This window comes from Paenibacillus sp. SAFN-117, assembly GCF_051966115.1.
Classification (GTDB): Bacteria; Bacillota; Bacilli; order Paenibacillales; family NBRC-103111; genus Paenibacillus_L; species Paenibacillus_L residui.
Map to the genome: position 1 here is coordinate 1 of NZ_JBQCLK010000042.1, position 19,431 is coordinate 19,431.

The window sequence follows — 19,431 nt, forward strand, 5'->3', positions numbered from 1 at the left end:
GCAATCCCGAGAATACCCTACTTTTTTGTCGCCTGTGAAGGCTCCAAATCTTGGTACACAGAATACTTTACGCCATCGAAAATGATTAAACTAAATGGAAAAACTACATTTAGATTCAAGTCTTTTTGCCGAAATCGCCTTTTTTGCACAAACTAGCTGTAGTTTTTCCAGTTAGTTTCCATCTTTCGCTCCAGAAGAGCAAACTAACTGTATGAAATCCAGTTAAACGTTCATCTAGAAGGTGAAGGTCGGAAAATTATTTCCATTATAATGCAAAAAACTCAGGAAACCATAGCAGACTTTGTCAATTTCAGCACCTTTTTAATCGAAATACGGATTGAACAGGCCAAGGAATGGTTAATTCATACTGACCTTCCGATTAAAGAAATTGCCGAACGGCTGCGCTACACTACAGTCCATAATTTTACCCGCATTTTCAAAAAAATGACGGGAACGCCGCCCGGTCAATTCCGTAATCAATATCGAGGAGGCGATGAACCGTTGGCGGATAAAATTTAATATTTTCCGGTTCCTGTGGAACCCCTGCAATTTCAGCATCTTAACGCCAATCGACAAAATAATACAAATCCCTCCAGTTGACATTTGTTCACCATTACGTTTCACTTAGGAGAAAGGGGTTTCAGGGCCAGGTTCTTAATTCTATACTAAGGTGGGATTTTGGATGACCATTAACACGCCTCTAGACAGGAAAGATAAGAAAGACAAGAATGAGAAAATGTTATTTCTATATAAATTCTTTCGTGCCCCCAAACAGATTGGAAGTGTAACCCCCAGCTCCAGGTTTCTGGCCCGCAAGATGGTCGAAGCCGTACCATGGCCGGAAATCCGGTATACCGCCGAGCTCGGTGCAGGTACCGGGGCCATTACCAAATTCATTCATAATGCCAGGAACCATCCCGGCAAATTCATTCTGTTTGAAAGGGATGCCCTTCTGCGGGGGCGATTAAGCCAGATGTATCCGGATTATACTTGCTACCCCGATGCAACCCAGATTACCAACGCTCTTCAGAGCGAAGGCATTCCACATCTTGACTGCATTCTAAGCGGCCTTCCTTTCTTCAATTTCGAACAGTCGGTCCGAGACAAGCTGCTGGAGCAAATTTTACTGTCGTTACGACCCGGCGGCTGGTTCGTCGCGTTTCAATATTCCTTTCAGATGAAGAAACAGTTGAAAGAACATTTCAATATCGAAAGCATAAATTTTGTGCCTTATAATATTCCTCCCGCCTTTGTTTATGTATGCCGGAAAGAACAGCTATCGGACTTGTTCTAGCACACACTGTACATATAAAGCCTACCTGATTCATGACCAATTCATTTCCCGTTCAGCCTTTTCAAGTCGTTTCGTTATTTTTCTTATTCTTCTATATTCTTCCACTGATCAAGATTCACTCTGTATCATTCGTATTCAAGCTTATGGCTGCGACCTGTCCCTTATTTTCCGACTCCCAGACCAACTTCACCGGCCCTATATGGAAAAGCTGGCTTCCCCTTTCTGAACAAAGGGGATTTTTTTGTGATCCGGATGAACAATTAGGACCTCTTGAAAGGTGATGAGGACTATATTCCATCATTTTTATTGCTTCCTGGAACAATCTCTGGAATACTTAATGAAGACTCTTAAGTCGATCTATACGGGGAGATTCAGCCTTCCCATGCGGAATTAATGGGATTATTTTCATTATTGTTTCAGGGAGGATTATTAATGAATGCAGAGATCAAAGTCATGACTTTCAATCTTCGGGTGGCCGTCCCTTCCGATCCTTATGTATGGGATCAAAGGAAGCACTGGGTAGCCCAAATCATAGAAGAGCATACCCCCGATTTACTGGGAACCCAGGAAGCCACTCTTCCGATGCTCGCTTGGTTGACCGAGCGCCTATCGCCAACCTATGAGGTCTATGGAGTTAATCGGGTCGCATCCGACAAGGTTGGGGAGTTCAGCGCGGTCTTTATTAAGAAGGACAAGTTCTCCATAACGAACAAAGAGTCCTTTATGCTGTCGGAGACTCCGGAGATTATTGGAAGTATGGGATGGGATGCGCGTTGCGAGAGAATTTGTTCCTGGGTGGAGCTATCTTTGGGGAACGATACCGAGCCGGTGCTGAGATTCTTCAATACGCATCTGGATCATGCGGGCAAAATAGCCAGACAGGAAGGATTGAAGCTTACCGCGAGCAAAATCAAAGAGCTTAACGAGCAGCGGCCTCTTCCTTTTATTATAACAGGGGATTTCAACGACGTACCGGAAAGCGGACTGCTGGAAAGTGCGACCTCGCAAATTCCAATGACCAGCTGCTACGATCATCTGACCGAGATGGAGACGAAGCACACTCTGACCTTTCACGGTTATTTCGGTGGATCGGAAGGCAGACCGATCGATTACATTCTGAGCAGCAGCGAAGGACGATTCCTATCGACCTCGATCATCCGGAACCAAATCGAGAACGGGTTCCCATCAGACCATTATCCGGTTCTCTCTACTCTGCAATTCTCCAATTCATAATCTAGGTCAAGAGCTTCCGCATCGACTTTCATGCCATAGATTATAGATCATCCTAAAGATTTAGACCCTAACTGTCCGTTTCAACCTCCCTACTCTTCTTCCGGGCAGAGCGTGATCGGGTTGATCATAGGAAGGGGTTAGGCTAGGTCATTCATTGAAAATAGCGGGAGCGCATCCAAGGCGGTCAATCGCCTTGGATGCGCTCCGTTTATTCTGCTCTGCTCATTCGGTTTCCAAGTTTGGTTATCAGATTACGCTTCCTCCTGACAAACCATGACCAGGTTGCCATCCGGATCGGAAAGCGTGAAGTAAGCCACGCCGCCGTGACGTTCTATGCCGTGGAACACGCTTAGGTTCCGTTCGGTGGCATAGGCGTAAGCAGCATCAATGTCATGGCTGTCGAACATGAACGGAATTTCGAACGTTTCCCCACGCCGCACCCGATTATCATCCAACAGCAAATCCGCTCCACGCGATGTAGGCACAATGTAAATCGAATCCCCTGTGTCCTCTTCACGAAGAGGTACTCCAAGCAGATCGCTGATCCACGCTGCCGCAGCCTTCATATCACGAACATTGACGAACACGCCGCCTATGCGTGGAACAATAGGACTGGAGCTATGGACAGGGGCCACATCCTCGCCGCCTCCCTGCGACCAGCACACCATATACGCCCGTCCGTCCGGTGAACGGAAATTGAAGTAGGCCATACCCGTATGCCTCTCAGGTTCAAATAGAGGCTCCGCCTTAGTCTTCACATAGGCATAGGCTGCATCGATGTCGTCGCAAGGGAACATAAGGAGAGGCTGCATATCCTCGCGCCACTGCGGGTCTTTCCGGTTGTTTTCGTTGGTATCCAGAATAAGGCCGGTTCCGGGAAGATCGAACCAGTATACCGGCCCGCCATTCAACCTCTCTTCCCGCAGAGCCACACCCAGCAGCTCGCTATACCATGCCGCTGCGCGCCGCAAATCCGTTACATGGACAAATACACTGGCTATCCGATTCTGAACTTGAGCTGTGCTATTCATAGGCTCTACTCCTGTCTCGGCGCTTGCCACGCCTGAAACTTATTGCCGTCCGGATCTTTGAAGTTCAGCTGCAGGCCGCAGCCTCCTTCATCCCGGATCTGTTCCTCCACCCAAGCGCCCGATGACAGCAAGGAAGCATGAAGCGAGCGAATGTCATCGGTTTCAAAACAAAGCGGAAACATCTCGAAAGGCTCTTCATCCTTAGTCCAGCCTGTGGTAGGGAAGGTCAACGGAACGCCGTTCGGACAGGGAAGCAGGAACAACCATTGTCCCTCGCCCATAATCATGATGGCTCCTCTGCCGGGTTTAACCGGGGAGCGCAGCTTCAAGCCGAGCACACGACTGTACCATTCCGCCGCAGCCTCGGCATTAGTAACAGGAAGATAGGCGCAATCTATTCTTTTAAGCAGGGCTTTGTCAGCGATAATGTTCTTCATTCTCTCCTATTCCTTTCCTGCCGGCTCCAAGGCCACATACAAATCTATTTGATTGTCCGGCTGATCCGGTTTATAACGCTCATCCCATATTTCGAAATCGAACGAATCCGGACAGCGGCCGTTCTCCCTAATCCACTTGCCATAAACAAAATCATAAGTATGGCCTAGCTCGGATTCCAGCCCATGGTGAGTCACTTTGACATATTCCCGATCGGGGAACGAACGGGACGTCATCCCTTCGGGTACCCTATCGCATCCTTCAACCAAATAGCCGATAAACTGCGTAAAAGGATCTACTTGAGCATTAAAACCCTCTTTCCGCGGGTACACCTGTACCAAGTAGACGTCGTCAGAGATACGGGACGAAATCTCATCCTTGCGACTCAGCACCGATTCATATGCTTTCTTGCCCAACTGCTGCTCGAAGATCTGGGTTAGAGAGGCATCATAGGACACACCGACCACAGTGAATCCGGGCAAACTGACAACGGAAGGCTCGTAAGAGTATTTAAGCGATGACATGGCTTATCCCTGCTTCCCTTTGGGTGAAATTGGAAAATACAGATCGATCTCGGATTCGGGATCGGTGCGGTTCCGATACCGCTGATCATAAAATTCAAACTCATACATACCTTCGTAGACGTACTCGGACTGGGGCAGCCAGTTACTCCAGAAATATTCGAAGCCTTCTCCCAATCCGTCCAGCACTCCCCGGTAAGTAACCACTGCATAAAGCGAAGCCGGAACCTCTACAGAAATCATTCCCTCCGGCAATTGGCCGAAGGAATGAACACCAACTGCGGCTATGTAGTTAAACGGGTCACCCGGCTTGGTCTCGGGGGTTTGATGGATCAGCCCATAGCCACGGTACCCGACCGGATCGGCAATTTCGCAGGTACGAGCATTTAATCTATCCCACAACTTGGCAATGGCGTTCTCCGACGGTTTCTCCTCTGCGCTAAAATGTACCATCTCCTGAATGCCCACCGCCCGAAAAGCGGGCTTATGCACCAGCTTAGTTTCAATGATCATAATTAATCATTACCTCCTTCAATGTTAATTTGAATGCGATTGCAGGCAAAAATAAAGCACCGGGATTCTGATTGGATTTCTCGGCGCCTGATGACTGATATATACATTTATCACTACTTAATGATTCGATACTGCTCTGGGCTTTCCTTCCCAAGTCTTTATTTATTGAAATCCGATAGCTATCGTTCTAAATCAATTGTATCAGAACTTACGTTCTTATTCAACAGTTAACTTTGTAATTTTTGGTATATTTGCAACTTCAGGTTTCTTTCCTCTGAAAACCGCTGGTTGCACTCTGTTAGAAAAACGCTCACACTCGTTCCCTGTTGGAGCAAATGATGTGCAAAGGAAAGCCACACTCCGCATCCGGGTCGGTAAAGACATCCCAAAGACGAGCAAAAATACATTAAAATCGTCTCTATTTCCCAAAAAGAAGGTGAAACCTATACTTTTAATTTAAAAAAGCACCGGAACATCCTGATGTCCACGGTGCCTAATGACGGATATGCATTTTTCACTGTTTATAGTTCGATGTTGTTCCAAGATTCTCTTTCTTCCGGAAACTTTTCTTATCCGTTCCTTCCGACTGTATCTACTCCCCGGCCTCCATCCAAATCCGGTAGAGTTCATCCAGGTGCTGTTGAAGCTTGGTCCGTTCCTCAAGAAGCGGATTCCATTCTTCGGCCGATTCCCAAGACAAGGAGGCCAATTGCTCATCCAGTGCCTGAATCCGGGATTCCGCTGCGGAAATCTCCTGCTCCCACTGCTCCGGTGAGCCGGGCAGATGCTTCTCGCCGGCAGGGGTGCCCTCCTTCTTCCGGCCGCTTGCTTCCGTACTCCCGCTTGTTTCCCGCTGCCTGTGCAGCGCTCCTTCCGTTGGGTCCTGTTTGGTCCTCCGCGCTTCCTTGACCTGCTGCTTGACCGCGACATCATCCTTTGCTGCGGACTGCGCCTCCCGCTTCTCCCGGTATTCATCGTAGTTTCCCTCATGAACGGTAAGGGTTCCCTGCTCCAGAGCCCATATTTTGCGTGCCAGCCGGTTGATGAAATACCGGTCGTGCGATATCGCCAGCAAGGTGCCGGGGAATTCCTCCAACGCTTCCTCCAGCGCTTCTCTTGAATCAATATCGAGATGATTGGTCGGTTCGTCCAGCAGCAGCAGATTTGGCTTGCGGAACATCAGCAGCGCCAGGCGCAGCCGGCTCCATTCCCCTCCGGACAGATTGGCTACACGCTTGAACACGTCGGCCCCATAGAACAGGAAGCGCGCCAGCTCTCCCCTCGCTCTTCCTTCCTCCATGGCCAGCTCTTCACGAAAATACTGCAGCACGGTTTTATTCTCTTCCGGCGGAGCTTCCTCCTGTGCCAAATAGCCGATCTGTACGCGCGAACCCAGGCGGATCTCGCCTTCGTCCTTCCCGGCCGGGTCGAGCAGCAGCTTCAATAATGTGCTCTTGCCCGATCCGTTGCGACCGATCAAGGCGGCCCTCTCGCCATAGAGAAGCCGTGCCCCTATTCCGTTCAGCAGCCGCTGTTCGCCGTAGGCTTTGCTTACCCTGTCCAGCTCAATCACCTGACGTCCGGAACGGTCCTCCTGCTGCAGCTGCAAATCCATAGCCTTGCGTTCCAGGATCGGCCGTTTCAGCTTCTCCATGCGGTCAAGAGCCTTCTGCATGGATGCGGCCCTCCGATGAAATGACGGATTGGGAGGATTCGCACGGTTTCCCCATTCGATTAGCTGCTTTATCGTTTCCTGCATTTTTTTGATCTTCTTCTGCTGCTCTTGATAGTCCGCGAACTGCTTCAGCAGGCGGGCTTCCTTCTCCTTCTGGTACCCCGAATAGTTGGTATGGTAGACAAAGGCTTCGCCATCCTCGATCTCGATGATCTTGACTGCGACTTTGTCCAGGAAATACCGGTCGTGGGATACTACCATCACCGTCCCGGAATACGAGCTCAGGAACGTCTCCAGCCATTCGATGGCATCCATATCCAGATGGTTGGTCGGCTCATCCAGAAGCAGAAGGTCCGGCCTCTGCAGCAACAATGCCGCCAGGCCGACCTTCGTCTTCTCCCCGCCGGACAGCGAGGAGAAGGGTCTGTCATACTGCTCGGCCGGAATGCCCAGGCCGGCAGCCACCCGTTGAATGGAAGCCTCCATCTCATAGCCCCCGTTCTGCTCGAACAGCTCCTGAAGCTTCCCGTATTTGTCCAGCAGGGCGCTCAGCCGCTTCCCGTCCGAAGCCACCTCGGGGTCCGACATCCGGACCTCCAGCTCCTTCATTTCCGCTTCCCACTGCCTTACTTCCTTATATCCCTCCGCCAGCACCTCGTAAACCGTCCGGCCGTCTTCATAAGCCGGCACCTGATTCAGCAGGCCGATCCGGGCCCCTTTGCGGATGAACACCTGGCCTTTCTCGGGCGTCAAGGTGCCGTCCATGACCCGGAAAATCGTTGTTTTTCCCGTTCCGTTGCGGCCTATGAGACCAACCCTCTCTCCTTCCCCCACTTCAAAAGTAACATTCGACAGCACCAGATTCGCGCCGTAATATTTTTGAACTTGCTGCAAGCTTACAATCATTATGATCCTCCTCCGGGCGGCCGACTCCCCGGACCGGAACCAACGGCCCCGCAGTTTCCCAAGCCTTCCGACGGCTTGCAGGACGCGAGATACCGCCGCTTAAACAAAAAAAGACCGCAGGGAACACTTCCCCGCAGCCTCAAATGTACATAGCCATCCGTTCAGGTCAAGGCAGGAGAGTCTTTCGCCATAATTGTTGTATTCGTATAAGCATAAATGGACATACGTATCCCGTTGTATGCTGCAGCAAAGATAATGCCAAACAATGCCAGCGGCAGTTGGCTAATACGAATACGGGCAACAAAGCGATTCATCTCCTACCTCACCTCCTGTCCGACTCGTCTGAACGAGTCCATAATTGATTAACATTATATCCCAAAGGACGCCATCCGTAAAGTTTTGGCGCGTACATTTTTAATCGGGAATGAGCAGAAGGGCATCATGTTTAAAGCTCACCGCTACTTGAGTTCTTTCTATAGGCGATTCCATTGCGATTTCACGCGAGTTAAGAATAATTTAAGGGAGCGTTTCCGGTGAGTTAAGAAAGATAACCTATAATAGATTAGTAGAAATCCTATAACGGTTCAGGTAACCGCAGCAATATATGGAAAAGCCATTTATGCTTTACGAAGCGGCGTGAAAAGATGATATATTAAAATACGGAGTTTGCAAATACAGGCGGTGAATGTATGTATTCTCAATTGAATGTGCCCGAGCAACGTTTATCCAGAGATGCAGTCAAGGTATGGATCATTCGCGAAATCTTATCTAACCTGATCGTACTCATTATCCTCGGGGTCTTATTTTATCTGGACGCTCGATTTTCCTGGAAAGAGTGGATTGGCTGGATTCTGATCGGTATTACCGCAATCTATGTGCCGGTAGCGATTTGGTCTTTCATCAGCCCGTTCCTGCTTTATAAAAACTGGCGTTACGATGTCAGCGAGGAATTTTTGCAGTTAAAATCAGGGGTATTATTCGAGAAGCATCAGCTTGTCCCGATGACCAAGATTCAAGCGGTGGCCACCAATCAGGGGCCGTTGCTCAGAAAATACGGACTCTGCTCCGTTTCCATTGAAACGATGGGTTCCACCCATTCCATACCGGCTCTTCCGAAACAGGACGCTATCGACTTAAGGAATCAGATCGCTCAATATGCAAAGCTTAAGGAAGTGGAACAATGACTGGAGCCAAGCGATACCATCCGCTTCTTATCCTTTTCGACCTTTGGAAGCTGATCAGAAATTCCGGTTTTATCGCCCTCTTTTTATTCGTGATTAAAGCCGGCTCGGATTCGTACTTTATTATCTATGGCAGGCTTATTTTTTTGCTGGTTTTCGGAATTTCGCTTATTTCCATCGTACTGAAATGGTTCACCCATAAATATGTGCTGGATGACGTTTCCTTTCATCTGTACAAGGGGGTTTTCAACAAAACGGAGCAAACCGTTCCTTTCGCCAAAATTCAAAACGTCCACCGTCATACTTCGCTGTTCCATCGACTATTTAAGGTAACCTCCATCCACTTCGAAACCGGAATGGCCGGTGATGATGCAGCGGTTAAATTCGAAGTGATTTCCCCAGCGGAAGCCGATCGGATGGAAGCGAAAATAGCAGGCGCCGACCGGGACGGAAGAGCGGAGCATTTGAATGGCGGCGATTTGGAGCAGGCTGCTTGCCAAACGGCATTACCCCGGCAGATATCGAATCGGAGCATCCATTTCGAGCCGACGAGGAAGGACATTATTAAGGCATCCTTTACTTCCTTAAGCTTCCTGGTCCTCATTCCGATTCTCGGGTCTTTGTATTCCAAAATCGATGATATTTTTCATGTGGAAAAACAAGCCGAGGGATTATTTAAGAGTATCCTGAGCTCCTGGTGGATGATAACGATCATCATCATTGTCCTCGCCGTTGCTTCTACCGCTTTCGGAATTGTCAGGACCTTTCTTAAATATGGGAAATATCAAATTTCTTCCGATCAAGATCGCATTTATATATCCAAGGGTGTGCTGGATGAAACCGCCTTTTCCATTTCAAAAGAAAGGGTACAGGCCGTCATAATCTCGCAATCCTTGATGAAAAGATGGCTCGGGCTGGCCGAAGTGAAACTGATCAGTGCAGGCAGTGCCGGTAATGAAGAGCTAGGGGTCAATTCCCTCTATCCCTATCTGCCGGTCCGTCGGGCCTATGAAATGGTATCGGAAATTTTACCGGGCTACGAGGTTTCGCAGAACATGCTCCGCCTTCCGGCCAAATCGTTGTGGATGCGCATGCTGCGGCCAAGCTGGATCTGGATCTTGGCAACGGCTGCCCTGTTTTATTTCAAACCGACCGTTTGGAAAATGGAGCAGGCCTGGTGGATGCTATCCATAGCTCTGCTTATTCTTGTCGTTATGTCCAGATTGCTGGATTTCTTCAACACGCGGTATCTGCTGAAGGATCACTTCATCCAGTTTAAAACCGGAAGTCTGGCTACCAATTTATTCGTGTCCAAACGGGAGAAGGTCATAGAAGTCCATATAACCCGGAGCCTATTTCAAAAATGGATGGGCCTCGCGTCTATCGAAACCATTAATCGGGCCAAACCGGTTCATCACGCCAGTGTGACTGATGTGCCGTTGGAGGCCGCCCGATCGTTCTACCATTGGTATGGGGGACGCCAAAATGACATCAAGGTGGAATGATTAAGAGGTTTATCGCCGGACGGATAAATCGTATTGACGATCAACCTCTATTTGGCCTCCCCGGGTTCCCCCTTCACCGTTCGCTGTCTTCTTATCTGTACCACCCCGCTTAACAGAATCAGCAAAGCGGCCGCATCGAACGATAAGTCGTAATATAACTGGTAGGGACCGGCCTTGACATGATGGACCCCCAGAATATGATGATTGACTAGTCCTTCAGCGAGATTAAACAGTCCCCCTCCAACAAGAAGCCCGCCCCAGAATATTTCCGGCCTATGACCGTTGTCCTGCGGATCGCTTTTCCACAACAGGACGGCCCCGATAAACAGGATGATCGTCACGATCAAATGAAATATGCCGTCACTGACGATTTGATGAAAGCGGTCTGTATGCATAAAAGTGCTGTGCCACTGCAAAATTTGGTGAAAAATGATCCCGTCCAGCATCCCGACCATTCCGATTCCCAATAAGAACGCCCCGGTGAAAGTATAGTTACGCACGTCCGGCCACTCATCCTTCCTGCATAAATCTGTCGTTAATAGCCTGCCCGGCTTGGGGCAATCTACTCCAAAACTAAAACTCTTTCTGAATAAATAATGGAAAGGTTAATCAGAATAGTAAAATCAAGCCACTATTTTTAATCTAGAAAGGACTGAACCTATATGGATACTCATGACAACTCGTTTAACGATTCGCTCGAATATGTCCATCACGAGCTGCAACGCCTGCAAACGATTGCGGGTACTTTATCAACGATCGAGACCCGGCACTTCAAGGATTTGACGAATTTCGGGGACGACCGGCTGAACCAGATCGCCATTGAGGAACAGAATGCCGCCCGTCAATTGGGCGAGGTCAAGCAAATATGCCTGTCCCTGGCCCAACGGGTGGAAGAGCTGAAGAACGGCATGCAGCAATAGAACGGACAATAACAGGAGAGCTGAACATGTTCAAATGGGTAAGTAATATCATTAGAAGCGCCGTCAATGAAAGCGTGGATAAAGCGATTGAGAGAATCGCGAGGGATCAGTATACCGAGAACCTGTTCGAGATGGTTCCTTCCACCAAGAAGGTCGGTGCTGTTTCCTTGATGGAGATTATGATGCGTTCCAAATCGGGGCTGCCTCCCGCAAGACCTCTCGGAAGCCATATCCGCTTCTCGCCTTGGGAGAAGCTGCTGTTTAATCCCGTTCATCTGCATCGATTCCCGACTCCGGAAGACGTTCAGATCAATACCTCCGTTACCATCGGCAAGAAAGCGCGGAAACCGCTCACGATCTCCATCCCCATCATGATTGCAGCCATGTCTTATGGAGGAGCGCTGAGCAAAACCGCCAAAATCGCGCTTGCCCGCGCCGCTACCAAAATCGGTACGGCGACCAATACGGGGGAAGCCGGGCTGCTCGAGGAAGAGAGAGAAGCCGCTTCCCTTCTCATCGGCCAATACAATCGCGGAGGCTGGTTGAATACGCCGGATAAGTATAGCCGAATGGATGCCATTGAGATCCAGTTGGGCCAGGGGGCCCAAGGGTCCAGCCCGCAGCGGACGGCCGCCAAAAATATAGGCGTCGAATTTCGCGAGGTATACGGCATCCCGGAAGGGAAAGATGCGGTCATTCATTCCCGTCTGCCGGGCATAGACACGAAGGAGCAGTTTATTTCCCTTGTCAAGAAGCTGAGGGAAGAGACCGGGGTCCCGGTAGGTCTGAAAATAGCGGCCACCCACTTTCTGGAGGAAGAGCTGCAAATCGCTCTGGAAGCCGGGGTCGATTTCGTAACGCTGGACGGTGCCGAAGGCGGAACCCATGCTGCCGCCCCTATTCTGGAGGACGATGTGGGACTGCCCACCCTGTATGCCATTACGAGGGCCTCCAAGTTTCTTGCACGCAAGGGCAGGACCGGGGATGTCAGCCTTATTGCAACCGGAGGGCTGGTCACTCCCGGGGATTGTCTGAAAGCAATCGCTTTGGGAGCCGATGCCGTCTATATGGGAACGGCCGTTATCATGGCCCTGATCAGCGACCAGATGACGAAGTCGGTGCCTTTCGAGCCCCCTACAAGCCTGGTTGTCTACAATGCGAAAATGACGGATCAGTTGGACCCGGAACGGAGCACCGAAACTTTGGTCAACTTCCTCAATGCGGCCGTACGGGAGATGGAGCTTGCATGCTACTCTCTTGGCAAGACAAGCTTGGCGGATGTGACGGCAGCCGACCTGTGCACACTCGATCCGTTTATAGCCAAGGCAACCGGCGTGGAGCTTGGGCTGGTCTCTCATGAGGAACAGGCACAATTTTTCTCCGGGCTGGAGCCTTTCCTTCCGGTAATGCCAGGCATGACCGAGCGTATAGCCGATACAGGGGATCAGCCGCCGGCCGGCGAGGCAAATCCTCTGCATTAGCTTGCGGGAAATCATCGGTATCGATTAAGGGACCGCCCCTGACAGGGACGGTCCCTTTTATATGACTACGGCTTTAAGATTACCTTGATGCAGTTATCCGATTTGGTATCGAATATTTCATATCCTTGCTTGGCTTCCAGCAGGGGCAGCCGATGGGTAATAATATCCGTCGGGTCCAGCCGACCTTCTGTAATTAACCGGTACAGCTCCGGCATATAGTGAATGACCGGCGCCTGCCCCATTTTCAACGTAACATTTCGACTGAACAGATCGCCTAGCGGAAAAGCATTATAACGCATGCCGTAAACTCCGACCAGTTGGATGGTCCCGCCTTTACGGACCGCCTGGCTGGCAATCTGGATGGCCCCCATAGCCCCGCCCTGAAGCTTCAAGGCCGATTCAACGATTTCGAGGAACGTCATCTTGCCGTCCATCCCGACACAATCAATGACGACATCCGCCCCGCCGCCGGTCATTTCCTTCAGATGGCTGCCAATGTTGTCTTCCTCTTCGAAATTGACGATTTCCACCCGGTTCGTACGCTTCGCATGCTCCAGCCGGTAGCCGATATAATCGACCGCTATGACTCTCTCCGCCCCTTTGAGCCAGGCGATCTTCTGCGCCAGCAGCCCGACCGGGCCGCACCCCAGCACAATAACCGTATCCCCCTGCTTGACTCCGGAATCGTCCACTCCCCAATATGCCGTAGGGAGAATATCCGATAGAAACAGCAGCTTCTCGTCCTCCAGCTCACAATCTTCCGGAACCTTGAAGGCCGTAAAGTTGGCGAACGGAACCCGCAGCAGCTCCGCTTGTCCGCCGGCATAGCCGCCGTATGTTTCCGAGTAGCCGAAGAAGCCTCCCGCCTCCCCATGCGGATTGGAATTATCGCACTGGCTTTCCAGGTTGTTGGTGCAATAGAAGCATTGCCCGCAAGCAACGGTGAAGGGAATGATGACGCGATCCCCCTTCTTCACCTTCGTTACGTCTGGCCCGACTTCCTCGACAACTCCCATCGGTTCATGCCCGATAATATAATCGGCGGGCAGATTCGGTATCATTCCGTGAATCAGATGCAGATCGGAGCCGCAAATCGCCGAACTGGTTATTCGTACGATTACATCATCACTCTTCTCGATCCGGGGCTCCTGCACTTCCTTGACCTGAACGTCCTTAATTCCTTGATAGGTGACTGCTTTCAACGGGAAATCCCTCTTTTCCTGTAATCTTGGGTGTACAAAACAGCCTGCAATCATTCAGCCCCAAATTTGCGGGCCCGGTTTTTCACCGGACCGGTTATTTTAACGAGAGTAGGTATTCAATCAAGGCGTCCTGCTGCTCTTTAGTAAATCCGGTGGTTGAATCCACCCAATGCTCATGCCCGATACCAGCCACATGCACCTCCTTCAGCGTCTGCGACTGCTCGTTGGCCGCGATGACTTGCTGCCTCAGCTTCTTATCGATCAGCGCGCGTAAGCTATTGGCCGGATCCGGTTCCACCCCCTGCATGAAGGTGCCGGGAATCCCCACCTGCGCAAGGTCCGGGCCAACTGCTACCCCTCCGTCATGCAGATACGGGGCCGTCCAGCGAAGCCCGATCAGCCCCTTGACCTTATATCCTCCCGGGGAATCCCCCCAGGCAAAGGCCAGCTTCATTTGCTCCGGATCGAGATGGCCCGTGGGAACTTCAAGCACCTTCGCCCCGCGCGGAACCGGAACCGGGGTATCCGGGGCAAACATCGTGGTCGGTCCGAACAATCTCTCCGTTTTCTTAAGCGCCTTGGCCCGGGAAGGCTCCGTACCGATGACCGCAGACGAAATCACGCGGTTGTTGGTGAAGGCTTCTCCGGAATGACAGGAAATGCACTGCGCCCGTTGGAAAACGGTCCTTCCCAATTCCAATACATCGGCTTTCGTCTTCTCCCGGCGCTCAGGGGGAACTAATGTATTCTGGAATGCCGCCATCCCGTTAACCTGTTCCCCTACCTTAAAGCCGCGCGAGCTGATGAATAATCCATCCGGGGCCATCAGGGTCAAATTGGGGAAGGAAGGGGGTTTGATCATTTCGTTGACCCCAGGCACCCCCGGAGTCGGGTCCACCTTGGCCAAAAACTCCGAAGGCTTCAAGCCGCTTCGGGGATCGTAGCGATATCGGGGATTGGCCGAATTCTGCAGAAGAATTCCCAGATAAACCTCCTTGTCCAGACCGAACAATTCCGGGCTCGCTTCCACCTGTGCCAGGGAATCCGAGTTCTGAGCATGAACATTATTGCTGAACGCACTCAGCCCGTGGAAAGGGCCTGCCGCAGCAAACCCGCTCCACCCGTAGGGATGGCCGCCCTTGGTGAAGGAATCCGGAATCTGGGAAGGGTTGCTGGCCATATCGATTGTTGAATCGAAATTGCCCGGCGGCCATTTGGCCAAATTTTCGTCCACCGCCTTCTCCAGCGCCGCAGGGTCGGGCAGAACCGCCGTATGATCGTCCGATGTCGGAACGGTCCGGTTCAAATCCTTGATAAATTTGGCGACGTTCTCGACGTCGGTATGTGTGAAATAGGCGCTGGTGTTAGTAGCCAAGGCCAGAACAAGACCTGCATTGAGATCGGAGTTCGGTGCTCCTTCGATGACGTGCTTCGTCTCCCGGTCGACGGTAGCGTGGCAAGCCATGCAGCTGATCCCTACCTTCAACCGGCCTTGCGAAAATTTCACCGGCATGCCCAATGGGGCGTAAGCTCCCTTGGGCACATCGATTCCCGTATCGATCATCTCGCCCTTCTTATAAACCTTGTCTCCGATGGCCACATCCTCCGCCAATTCCACCCTTAAATTTGATGTTCCCTGTCCCTTAAGCTGCATAATGGCCTTGGCCATATTTCTGATCGTCAGCGGTCCGTCCACAATGCCAACAATGTCCGTCAGAAAAACTTCATTGCCGAAGGTTTCCTTGTACATGGCTTTCCTCCCGAGCTTCAGCAAGGCCTCATCAATCGCAATGGCCCCGTTCCCGGAGGAGAGCATGGCAGTATCTGCCAGCATCGTACCGCCTTCCCGTTTCGTTATGGTCTGGCCCCATAAATCATATTCCTGTCCTCCCTCCCCCTTCATCCGGGCATCCGATGGGGGATTCATGACTTGGCTTGCCGGAGGAACGTAGGCATATTCGGGTTCCCACCAGAACAGAACGACATATGCCGCACTTAATAGTAGAACAGGCAGTCCTACAACCAACCATCGTTTCCTTTTCATATAAGACTCCTCATTGTCACTCTCTTACTGGGTTAATGCCATCCGTAGTATAGGTTTTCCCGGGGGGCTCATAATCATCCGGTTGATGGCAAACGGGAGAATTAACGGCTGCAGCGGAGAAGAAATGGCTTTGCGGTCGGGGATGTCCCCCCAGCTATGGTGGTCATTTTCACGCTTCATTCTTCAGACGCATGGAGAAACACTGGACAAGCATCCCCTTCTGAAGGCTATACTGGTTTAGAGGGGGAGGAATCTATGAATGCAGTTTATTCGTTAACGATGGAGGAACGGGATTCGATTCTGAATCAATTGTCCGAGGAGCAGAGAGTATTTTTGGCGGATACGTTAAAACGCAGCCGAAGAACGGTGTTCGCCCGGCATATGGCGGCCAGAAAAGGAGCCCGCATACCGGAAACAGCCACTTACGAGGAAATAGAGCATCTTCTGGAGGACTGGATTTACGTAGGATATATAGATGCCGGGGTGCGCAGCACGGATTTAAAATGCGAATGCGGCGCTTCCCTTAGGTACCAGCATCATGTGGAAAATAAGAAGGACGGCAGGGTGCTCAAGCTGGGCATCAAGCACTTGGAGGAGCATACATTAATCGATGCCAAAATAGTCAGTCAAATTATAAAAGGCTTCGATGTCCTTGATCAGGAACAGTTCGAAATACTGGTGAAATATCGTGACGGCTGGCAGCTCTCCGATTATTTTACTCTGCCTCTTCCAGACGGCTTCGAAGTTCCGAAGGATATCGCCGGCCATCTCGAGCTTGGGCTGCCGCTTCTGGACAGGCAGGTGGCCAGGCTGCAGGAAAGCCTCAGGAAATTTCGCGACAGCCGGCCGCCCTCGACCTTCGAACCGGCCGGACATGCTTTGCCGGCAATGGACGCGCTCCATGCTGCAAGCCAACCCACCCTAAGCTTGAATACGGATGATGACGATCCACAGCTTTCCTTCGATTTGTTCGATATGGAGCAGCCTCAGACCGTCCCTGATCGGCCGGCGGACCACACTTATCCGGTGCCCGGACTGAGCTCCTCTCTTCAAGCGGCGGTTCGCCACTACCTATTGCAGGGAATCCGCTCCGCACGCGTCCTGTCCGAACTATTAATTCAGCATCATCATGCGGATGACAGCCGATATATTACGGAAAAGCCGCATATCTATCCTTTGGTCTCTATGTACATCGACCGCATAATGGCCGAGGAGGGGATTTGCCGGCTTGTCTCCCGGGATCACGAGGACCGTTTATACGAATTAACGGACCCGGAAGGCGACTCTTTATGAATATTGTGCCGCCGCACCCGGCTTCAAGGCCGGGCGGCCGGCATTCTCTGTCCTCGTTAATCCGGTACATCCTCCGGCAGTCCCTACCCTTCTAAATCATCCAGTCGTTCCATTCTTCACGCCGTTTATTAATAGAATGCAGCCAATCCGTCGTTATCTTAAGCAGCTGGGCAGTATGCTCCGAGGAAGAGAAGGTATGGTTCGCCTGCAGTATAACTTCCTTGTCGCATTGGCCGAGCGACCGCAGCCAGAACATTTTCTGATACAGGAAGCAATAGTCTACCGGCACGTCCTCATCGGCCGAGCCGTGAACGACCAGAACATCGCCATTGAACTTGCCGGCTTCCTGAAACGGATGCTGGCCGGTCATGGATTCGAAGAAGCCCGCCGTCAGGCGGTATCCGCTGTAATCAGCCTGCCCGGATTTAACCGCCTGTTCATAGACCGAATCTCCCACGATACGTACAATATCGCTTAACGGATTTGCCACGGCGGCCCAGAGCACGAGGGACTTCACCCGTTTGTCCTTGGCAGCGGTCAGAACGGCGACCGCCCCGCCCAAGCTGTGACCGAGCAGAATCACCCTCTCGGGATCAATGCAATCGATCTCCAATCCGTAATCGATTGCTCTGCGGGTTTGCTCGACCAGATGATTCAGGCCCTGTGCCCCATATTCACCGCTGCTCTCCCCGCACCCGACATAATCAAAGCGGATGACCATGAAGCCCTGACGGCTAAGCCGGCGTGCTGTCTTGACGAACAGCCGGTCCGTCCCGATCCGGTTGCCGATGAAGCCATGGCAAATAATGACCAGCGGCCAGCGGCAGTGATCCGCCCCCTTCTCGGCATTGTCCATCTCCGGATAATGGATCGTAGCAGCCAGTTGTTCATGGTTCCAATTCATCGTAAAATGACGTTCCATCCTTCGTCCTCCCCTAATTTTGCTAAAGTCCCCCTGAATCCGATCCTTTATCATAAATTATTCCGATGCGCTTGCTTGGTTTAATATATATAAAAAAGATAGCACCCCTGTGCAAGAAAATCAATAGCAAACATCGGGGAGCCGAAAAATAACTCGGAGAAGTTTGTACGATATTTCATACAGAGGCGACCCTTCTACAGGGCTTGTCTGTCCATCTGTACGATTATTCATGCAAATAAAGGACTCTACCCGACTTATCTACTTTTCGGAGAATCTCCGGATGTATTATGTCAGCGTAAACGCACTGTCTATGGGGGGGATGGACGGTTAGCTGGTTCGGGCTGATTCCAGTTTCGCTATTCCGTCTCTCTCGGCTGAGAAAGCAAGAGGGGGCTAGACGCCCCTCCTCCTAGCTGTATCCCAAAGCATCTGCCTGCTTCAGGGTTTCTCTGAATTCGTCATGAATTTTACCGTTACTCGCGAGAACGTTGCGAACGGATAAACTATAAGGCGTGCCATACGTATCCGTTATTTTCCCTCCGGCCTCCTGCACCAGCAGGGCTCCCGCAGCCATGTCCCAGGCGTTCAAACCGATTTCCCAGAAGCCCGACAGTCTTCCGGCGGCCACATACGCCAGATGAAGGGCTGCCGATCCGGCCGTCCGCACATTTCTTACCTGCGGAGTGATAGCCTGCAAGCCTGTCAAATTAACGGGCAGGGCGCTGCGATCTGCCGGGAAGCCTGTCCCGATCAAGCTGTCGGACAGCCGTGTTTCCCCGGAAACTTCTATCCTTTGGCCTCTCAGATAAGCGCCTTTGCCCTTCTCCGCAACGAACAGCTCGTCCCGGGACGGATCATAGACCACCCCTACAATAGGCTCTCCCTTGTAAGCCAGCGCTATAGATACCGAGAAGAACGGGAAGCCGTGGATAAAATTCGTTGTACCGTCTATCGGATCGACAATCCATAAATATTCGGTATCCCGGTGAGCTTCCAATGCTTCGGCGGATGCCTCCGCTCCAGGCTCGACCCCTTCCTCTCCCAGGAACGAATGATGCGGAAAGTGAGTCATAATTAAATTGCGAATAAGCGCTTCGCTGCCCTTGTCCACTTCGGTAACCAAATCGTGCGAGGAAGTCTTCATAGCGAGCTTGGTATGAGAGCCGAGCTTGCTCTTGATCCATTCTCCCGCCTTGGCGGCCGTATTGACAGCGACCGCGGTAAAGCTCTTACTGCCTACCGTGTACACTTCCCTGTCCTGAGTATTCAACTTTA

Annotated in this window: 19 protein-coding genes; 8 read left to right on the top strand and 11 right to left on the bottom strand. The window is 51.2% G+C overall.

Annotated elements, in window-relative coordinates:
• Positions 1 to 270: 270 nt before the first annotated feature.
• The 3 genes from ACTHRH_RS22350 to ACTHRH_RS22360 all read left to right on the top strand — a co-directional run bounded on the left by ACTHRH_RS22350 (position 271) and on the right by ACTHRH_RS22360 (position 2,527).
• Positions 271 to 519 carry a helix-turn-helix domain-containing protein gene (locus tag ACTHRH_RS22350; RefSeq protein ID WP_440417699.1) on the top strand — a complete coding sequence of 83 codons (249 nt, stop codon included), beginning with the start codon at positions 271 to 273 and terminating at the stop codon, positions 517 to 519.
• Between the two features lie 163 nt (positions 520 to 682).
• Positions 683 to 1,294 (top strand): class I SAM-dependent methyltransferase, encoded by a 612-nt coding sequence (locus ACTHRH_RS22355; RefSeq protein WP_379286207.1) that lies wholly within the window; start codon positions 683 to 685, stop codon positions 1,292 to 1,294.
• Between the two features lie 432 nt (positions 1,295 to 1,726).
• The gene (locus ACTHRH_RS22360) at positions 1,727 to 2,527 is read left to right on the top strand and encodes an endonuclease/exonuclease/phosphatase family protein (RefSeq protein ID WP_186328481.1); all 801 of its coding nucleotides are present in this window, start codon (positions 1,727 to 1,729) and stop codon (positions 2,525 to 2,527) included.
• A 251-nt stretch (positions 2,528 to 2,778) separates the two neighbouring features.
• Here ACTHRH_RS22360 and ACTHRH_RS22365 read toward each other — a convergent pair whose 3' ends face one another.
• From ACTHRH_RS22365 to ACTHRH_RS22390, 6 genes are all read right to left on the bottom strand, one after another.
• A complete protein-coding gene (locus ACTHRH_RS22365) occupies positions 2,779 to 3,558 on the bottom strand; it encodes a VOC family protein (protein WP_440417702.1) in 780 nt (259 codons plus the stop codon).
• A gap of 5 nt (positions 3,559 to 3,563) precedes the next feature.
• A complete protein-coding gene (locus tag ACTHRH_RS22370; protein WP_440417704.1) occupies positions 3,564 to 3,995 on the bottom strand; it encodes a VOC family protein in 432 nt (143 codons plus the stop codon).
• 6 nt (positions 3,996 to 4,001) lie between these two features.
• Positions 4,002 to 4,517, bottom strand: a complete 516-nt coding sequence (locus tag ACTHRH_RS22375) for a GyrI-like domain-containing protein (RefSeq protein ID WP_144940923.1) — start codon at positions 4,515 to 4,517, stop codon at positions 4,002 to 4,004.
• Between the two features lie 3 nt (positions 4,518 to 4,520).
• Positions 4,521 to 5,027, bottom strand: coding sequence for a GyrI-like domain-containing protein (locus ACTHRH_RS22380; RefSeq protein WP_144940926.1), 507 nt, complete (start codon positions 5,025 to 5,027; stop codon positions 4,521 to 4,523).
• Between the two features lie 592 nt (positions 5,028 to 5,619).
• A complete protein-coding gene (gene abc-f / locus ACTHRH_RS22385) occupies positions 5,620 to 7,608 on the bottom strand; it encodes a ribosomal protection-like ABC-F family protein (RefSeq protein ID WP_440417706.1) in 1,989 nt (662 codons plus the stop codon).
• Positions 7,609 to 7,769: 161 nt separating this feature from the next.
• Positions 7,770 to 7,922, bottom strand: a complete 153-nt coding sequence (locus tag ACTHRH_RS22390) for a hypothetical protein (RefSeq protein ID WP_186328482.1) — start codon at positions 7,920 to 7,922, stop codon at positions 7,770 to 7,772.
• A gap of 375 nt (positions 7,923 to 8,297) precedes the next feature.
• Here ACTHRH_RS22390 and ACTHRH_RS22395 point away from each other — a divergent pair, with 375 nt between their 5' ends.
• Together ACTHRH_RS22395 and ACTHRH_RS22400 are read left to right on the top strand one after the other, a co-directional pair.
• A complete protein-coding gene (locus ACTHRH_RS22395) occupies positions 8,298 to 8,792 on the top strand; it encodes a PH domain-containing protein (RefSeq protein WP_379286218.1) in 495 nt (164 codons plus the stop codon).
• Complete coding sequence (locus ACTHRH_RS22400) at positions 8,789 to 10,294, top strand: PH domain-containing protein (protein ID WP_440417709.1); 1,506 nt, start codon at positions 8,789 to 8,791, stop codon at positions 10,292 to 10,294. Before ACTHRH_RS22395 ends, ACTHRH_RS22400 begins: the two co-directional genes overlap by 4 nt.
• Before the next feature lie 47 nt (positions 10,295 to 10,341).
• Here the strand turns inward: ACTHRH_RS22400 and ACTHRH_RS22405 are convergent, their stop codons facing one another.
• Complete coding sequence (locus tag ACTHRH_RS22405; RefSeq protein ID WP_379286222.1) at positions 10,342 to 10,794, bottom strand: DUF2243 domain-containing protein; 453 nt, start codon at positions 10,792 to 10,794, stop codon at positions 10,342 to 10,344.
• A 162-nt stretch (positions 10,795 to 10,956) separates the two neighbouring features.
• On the opposite strand from ACTHRH_RS22405, the gene ACTHRH_RS22410 reads away from it, so the two are divergent.
• Positions 10,957 to 11,214 carry a hypothetical protein gene (locus ACTHRH_RS22410; RefSeq protein WP_379286224.1) on the top strand — a complete coding sequence of 86 codons (258 nt, stop codon included), beginning with the start codon at positions 10,957 to 10,959 and terminating at the stop codon, positions 11,212 to 11,214.
• Positions 11,215 to 11,240: 26 nt separating this feature from the next.
• Positions 11,241 to 12,695, top strand: a complete 1,455-nt coding sequence (locus tag ACTHRH_RS22415) for an FMN-binding glutamate synthase family protein (protein WP_379286226.1) — start codon at positions 11,241 to 11,243, stop codon at positions 12,693 to 12,695.
• A 65-nt stretch (positions 12,696 to 12,760) separates the two neighbouring features.
• Here the strand turns inward: ACTHRH_RS22415 and ACTHRH_RS22420 are convergent, their stop codons facing one another.
• Both ACTHRH_RS22420 and ACTHRH_RS22425 read right to left on the bottom strand, forming a co-directional pair.
• Positions 12,761 to 13,897, bottom strand: coding sequence for a zinc-dependent alcohol dehydrogenase (locus tag ACTHRH_RS22420; protein WP_379286228.1), 1,137 nt, complete (start codon positions 13,895 to 13,897; stop codon positions 12,761 to 12,763).
• 94 nt (positions 13,898 to 13,991) lie between these two features.
• Positions 13,992 to 15,941 (bottom strand): electron transport protein, encoded by a 1,950-nt coding sequence (locus ACTHRH_RS22425; RefSeq protein WP_440417712.1) that lies wholly within the window; start codon positions 15,939 to 15,941, stop codon positions 13,992 to 13,994.
• 255 nt (positions 15,942 to 16,196) lie between these two features.
• On the opposite strand from ACTHRH_RS22425, the gene ACTHRH_RS22430 reads away from it, so the two are divergent.
• A complete protein-coding gene (locus tag ACTHRH_RS22430) occupies positions 16,197 to 17,234 on the top strand; it encodes a DUF3895 domain-containing protein (protein WP_379286232.1) in 1,038 nt (345 codons plus the stop codon).
• A 91-nt stretch (positions 17,235 to 17,325) separates the two neighbouring features.
• Here ACTHRH_RS22430 and ACTHRH_RS22435 read toward each other — a convergent pair whose 3' ends face one another.
• Entirely contained in the window at positions 17,326 to 18,156 is an 831-nt protein-coding gene (locus ACTHRH_RS22435; protein ID WP_144934517.1) for an alpha/beta hydrolase family protein, read from the bottom strand.
• Positions 18,157 to 18,565: 409 nt separating this feature from the next.
• Positions 18,566 to 19,426: an inositol monophosphatase family protein gene (locus ACTHRH_RS22440; RefSeq protein ID WP_144934515.1), complete on the bottom strand. Its 861-nt coding sequence runs from the start codon at positions 19,424 to 19,426 to the stop codon at positions 18,566 to 18,568.
• Positions 19,427 to 19,431 lie beyond the last annotated feature (5 nt).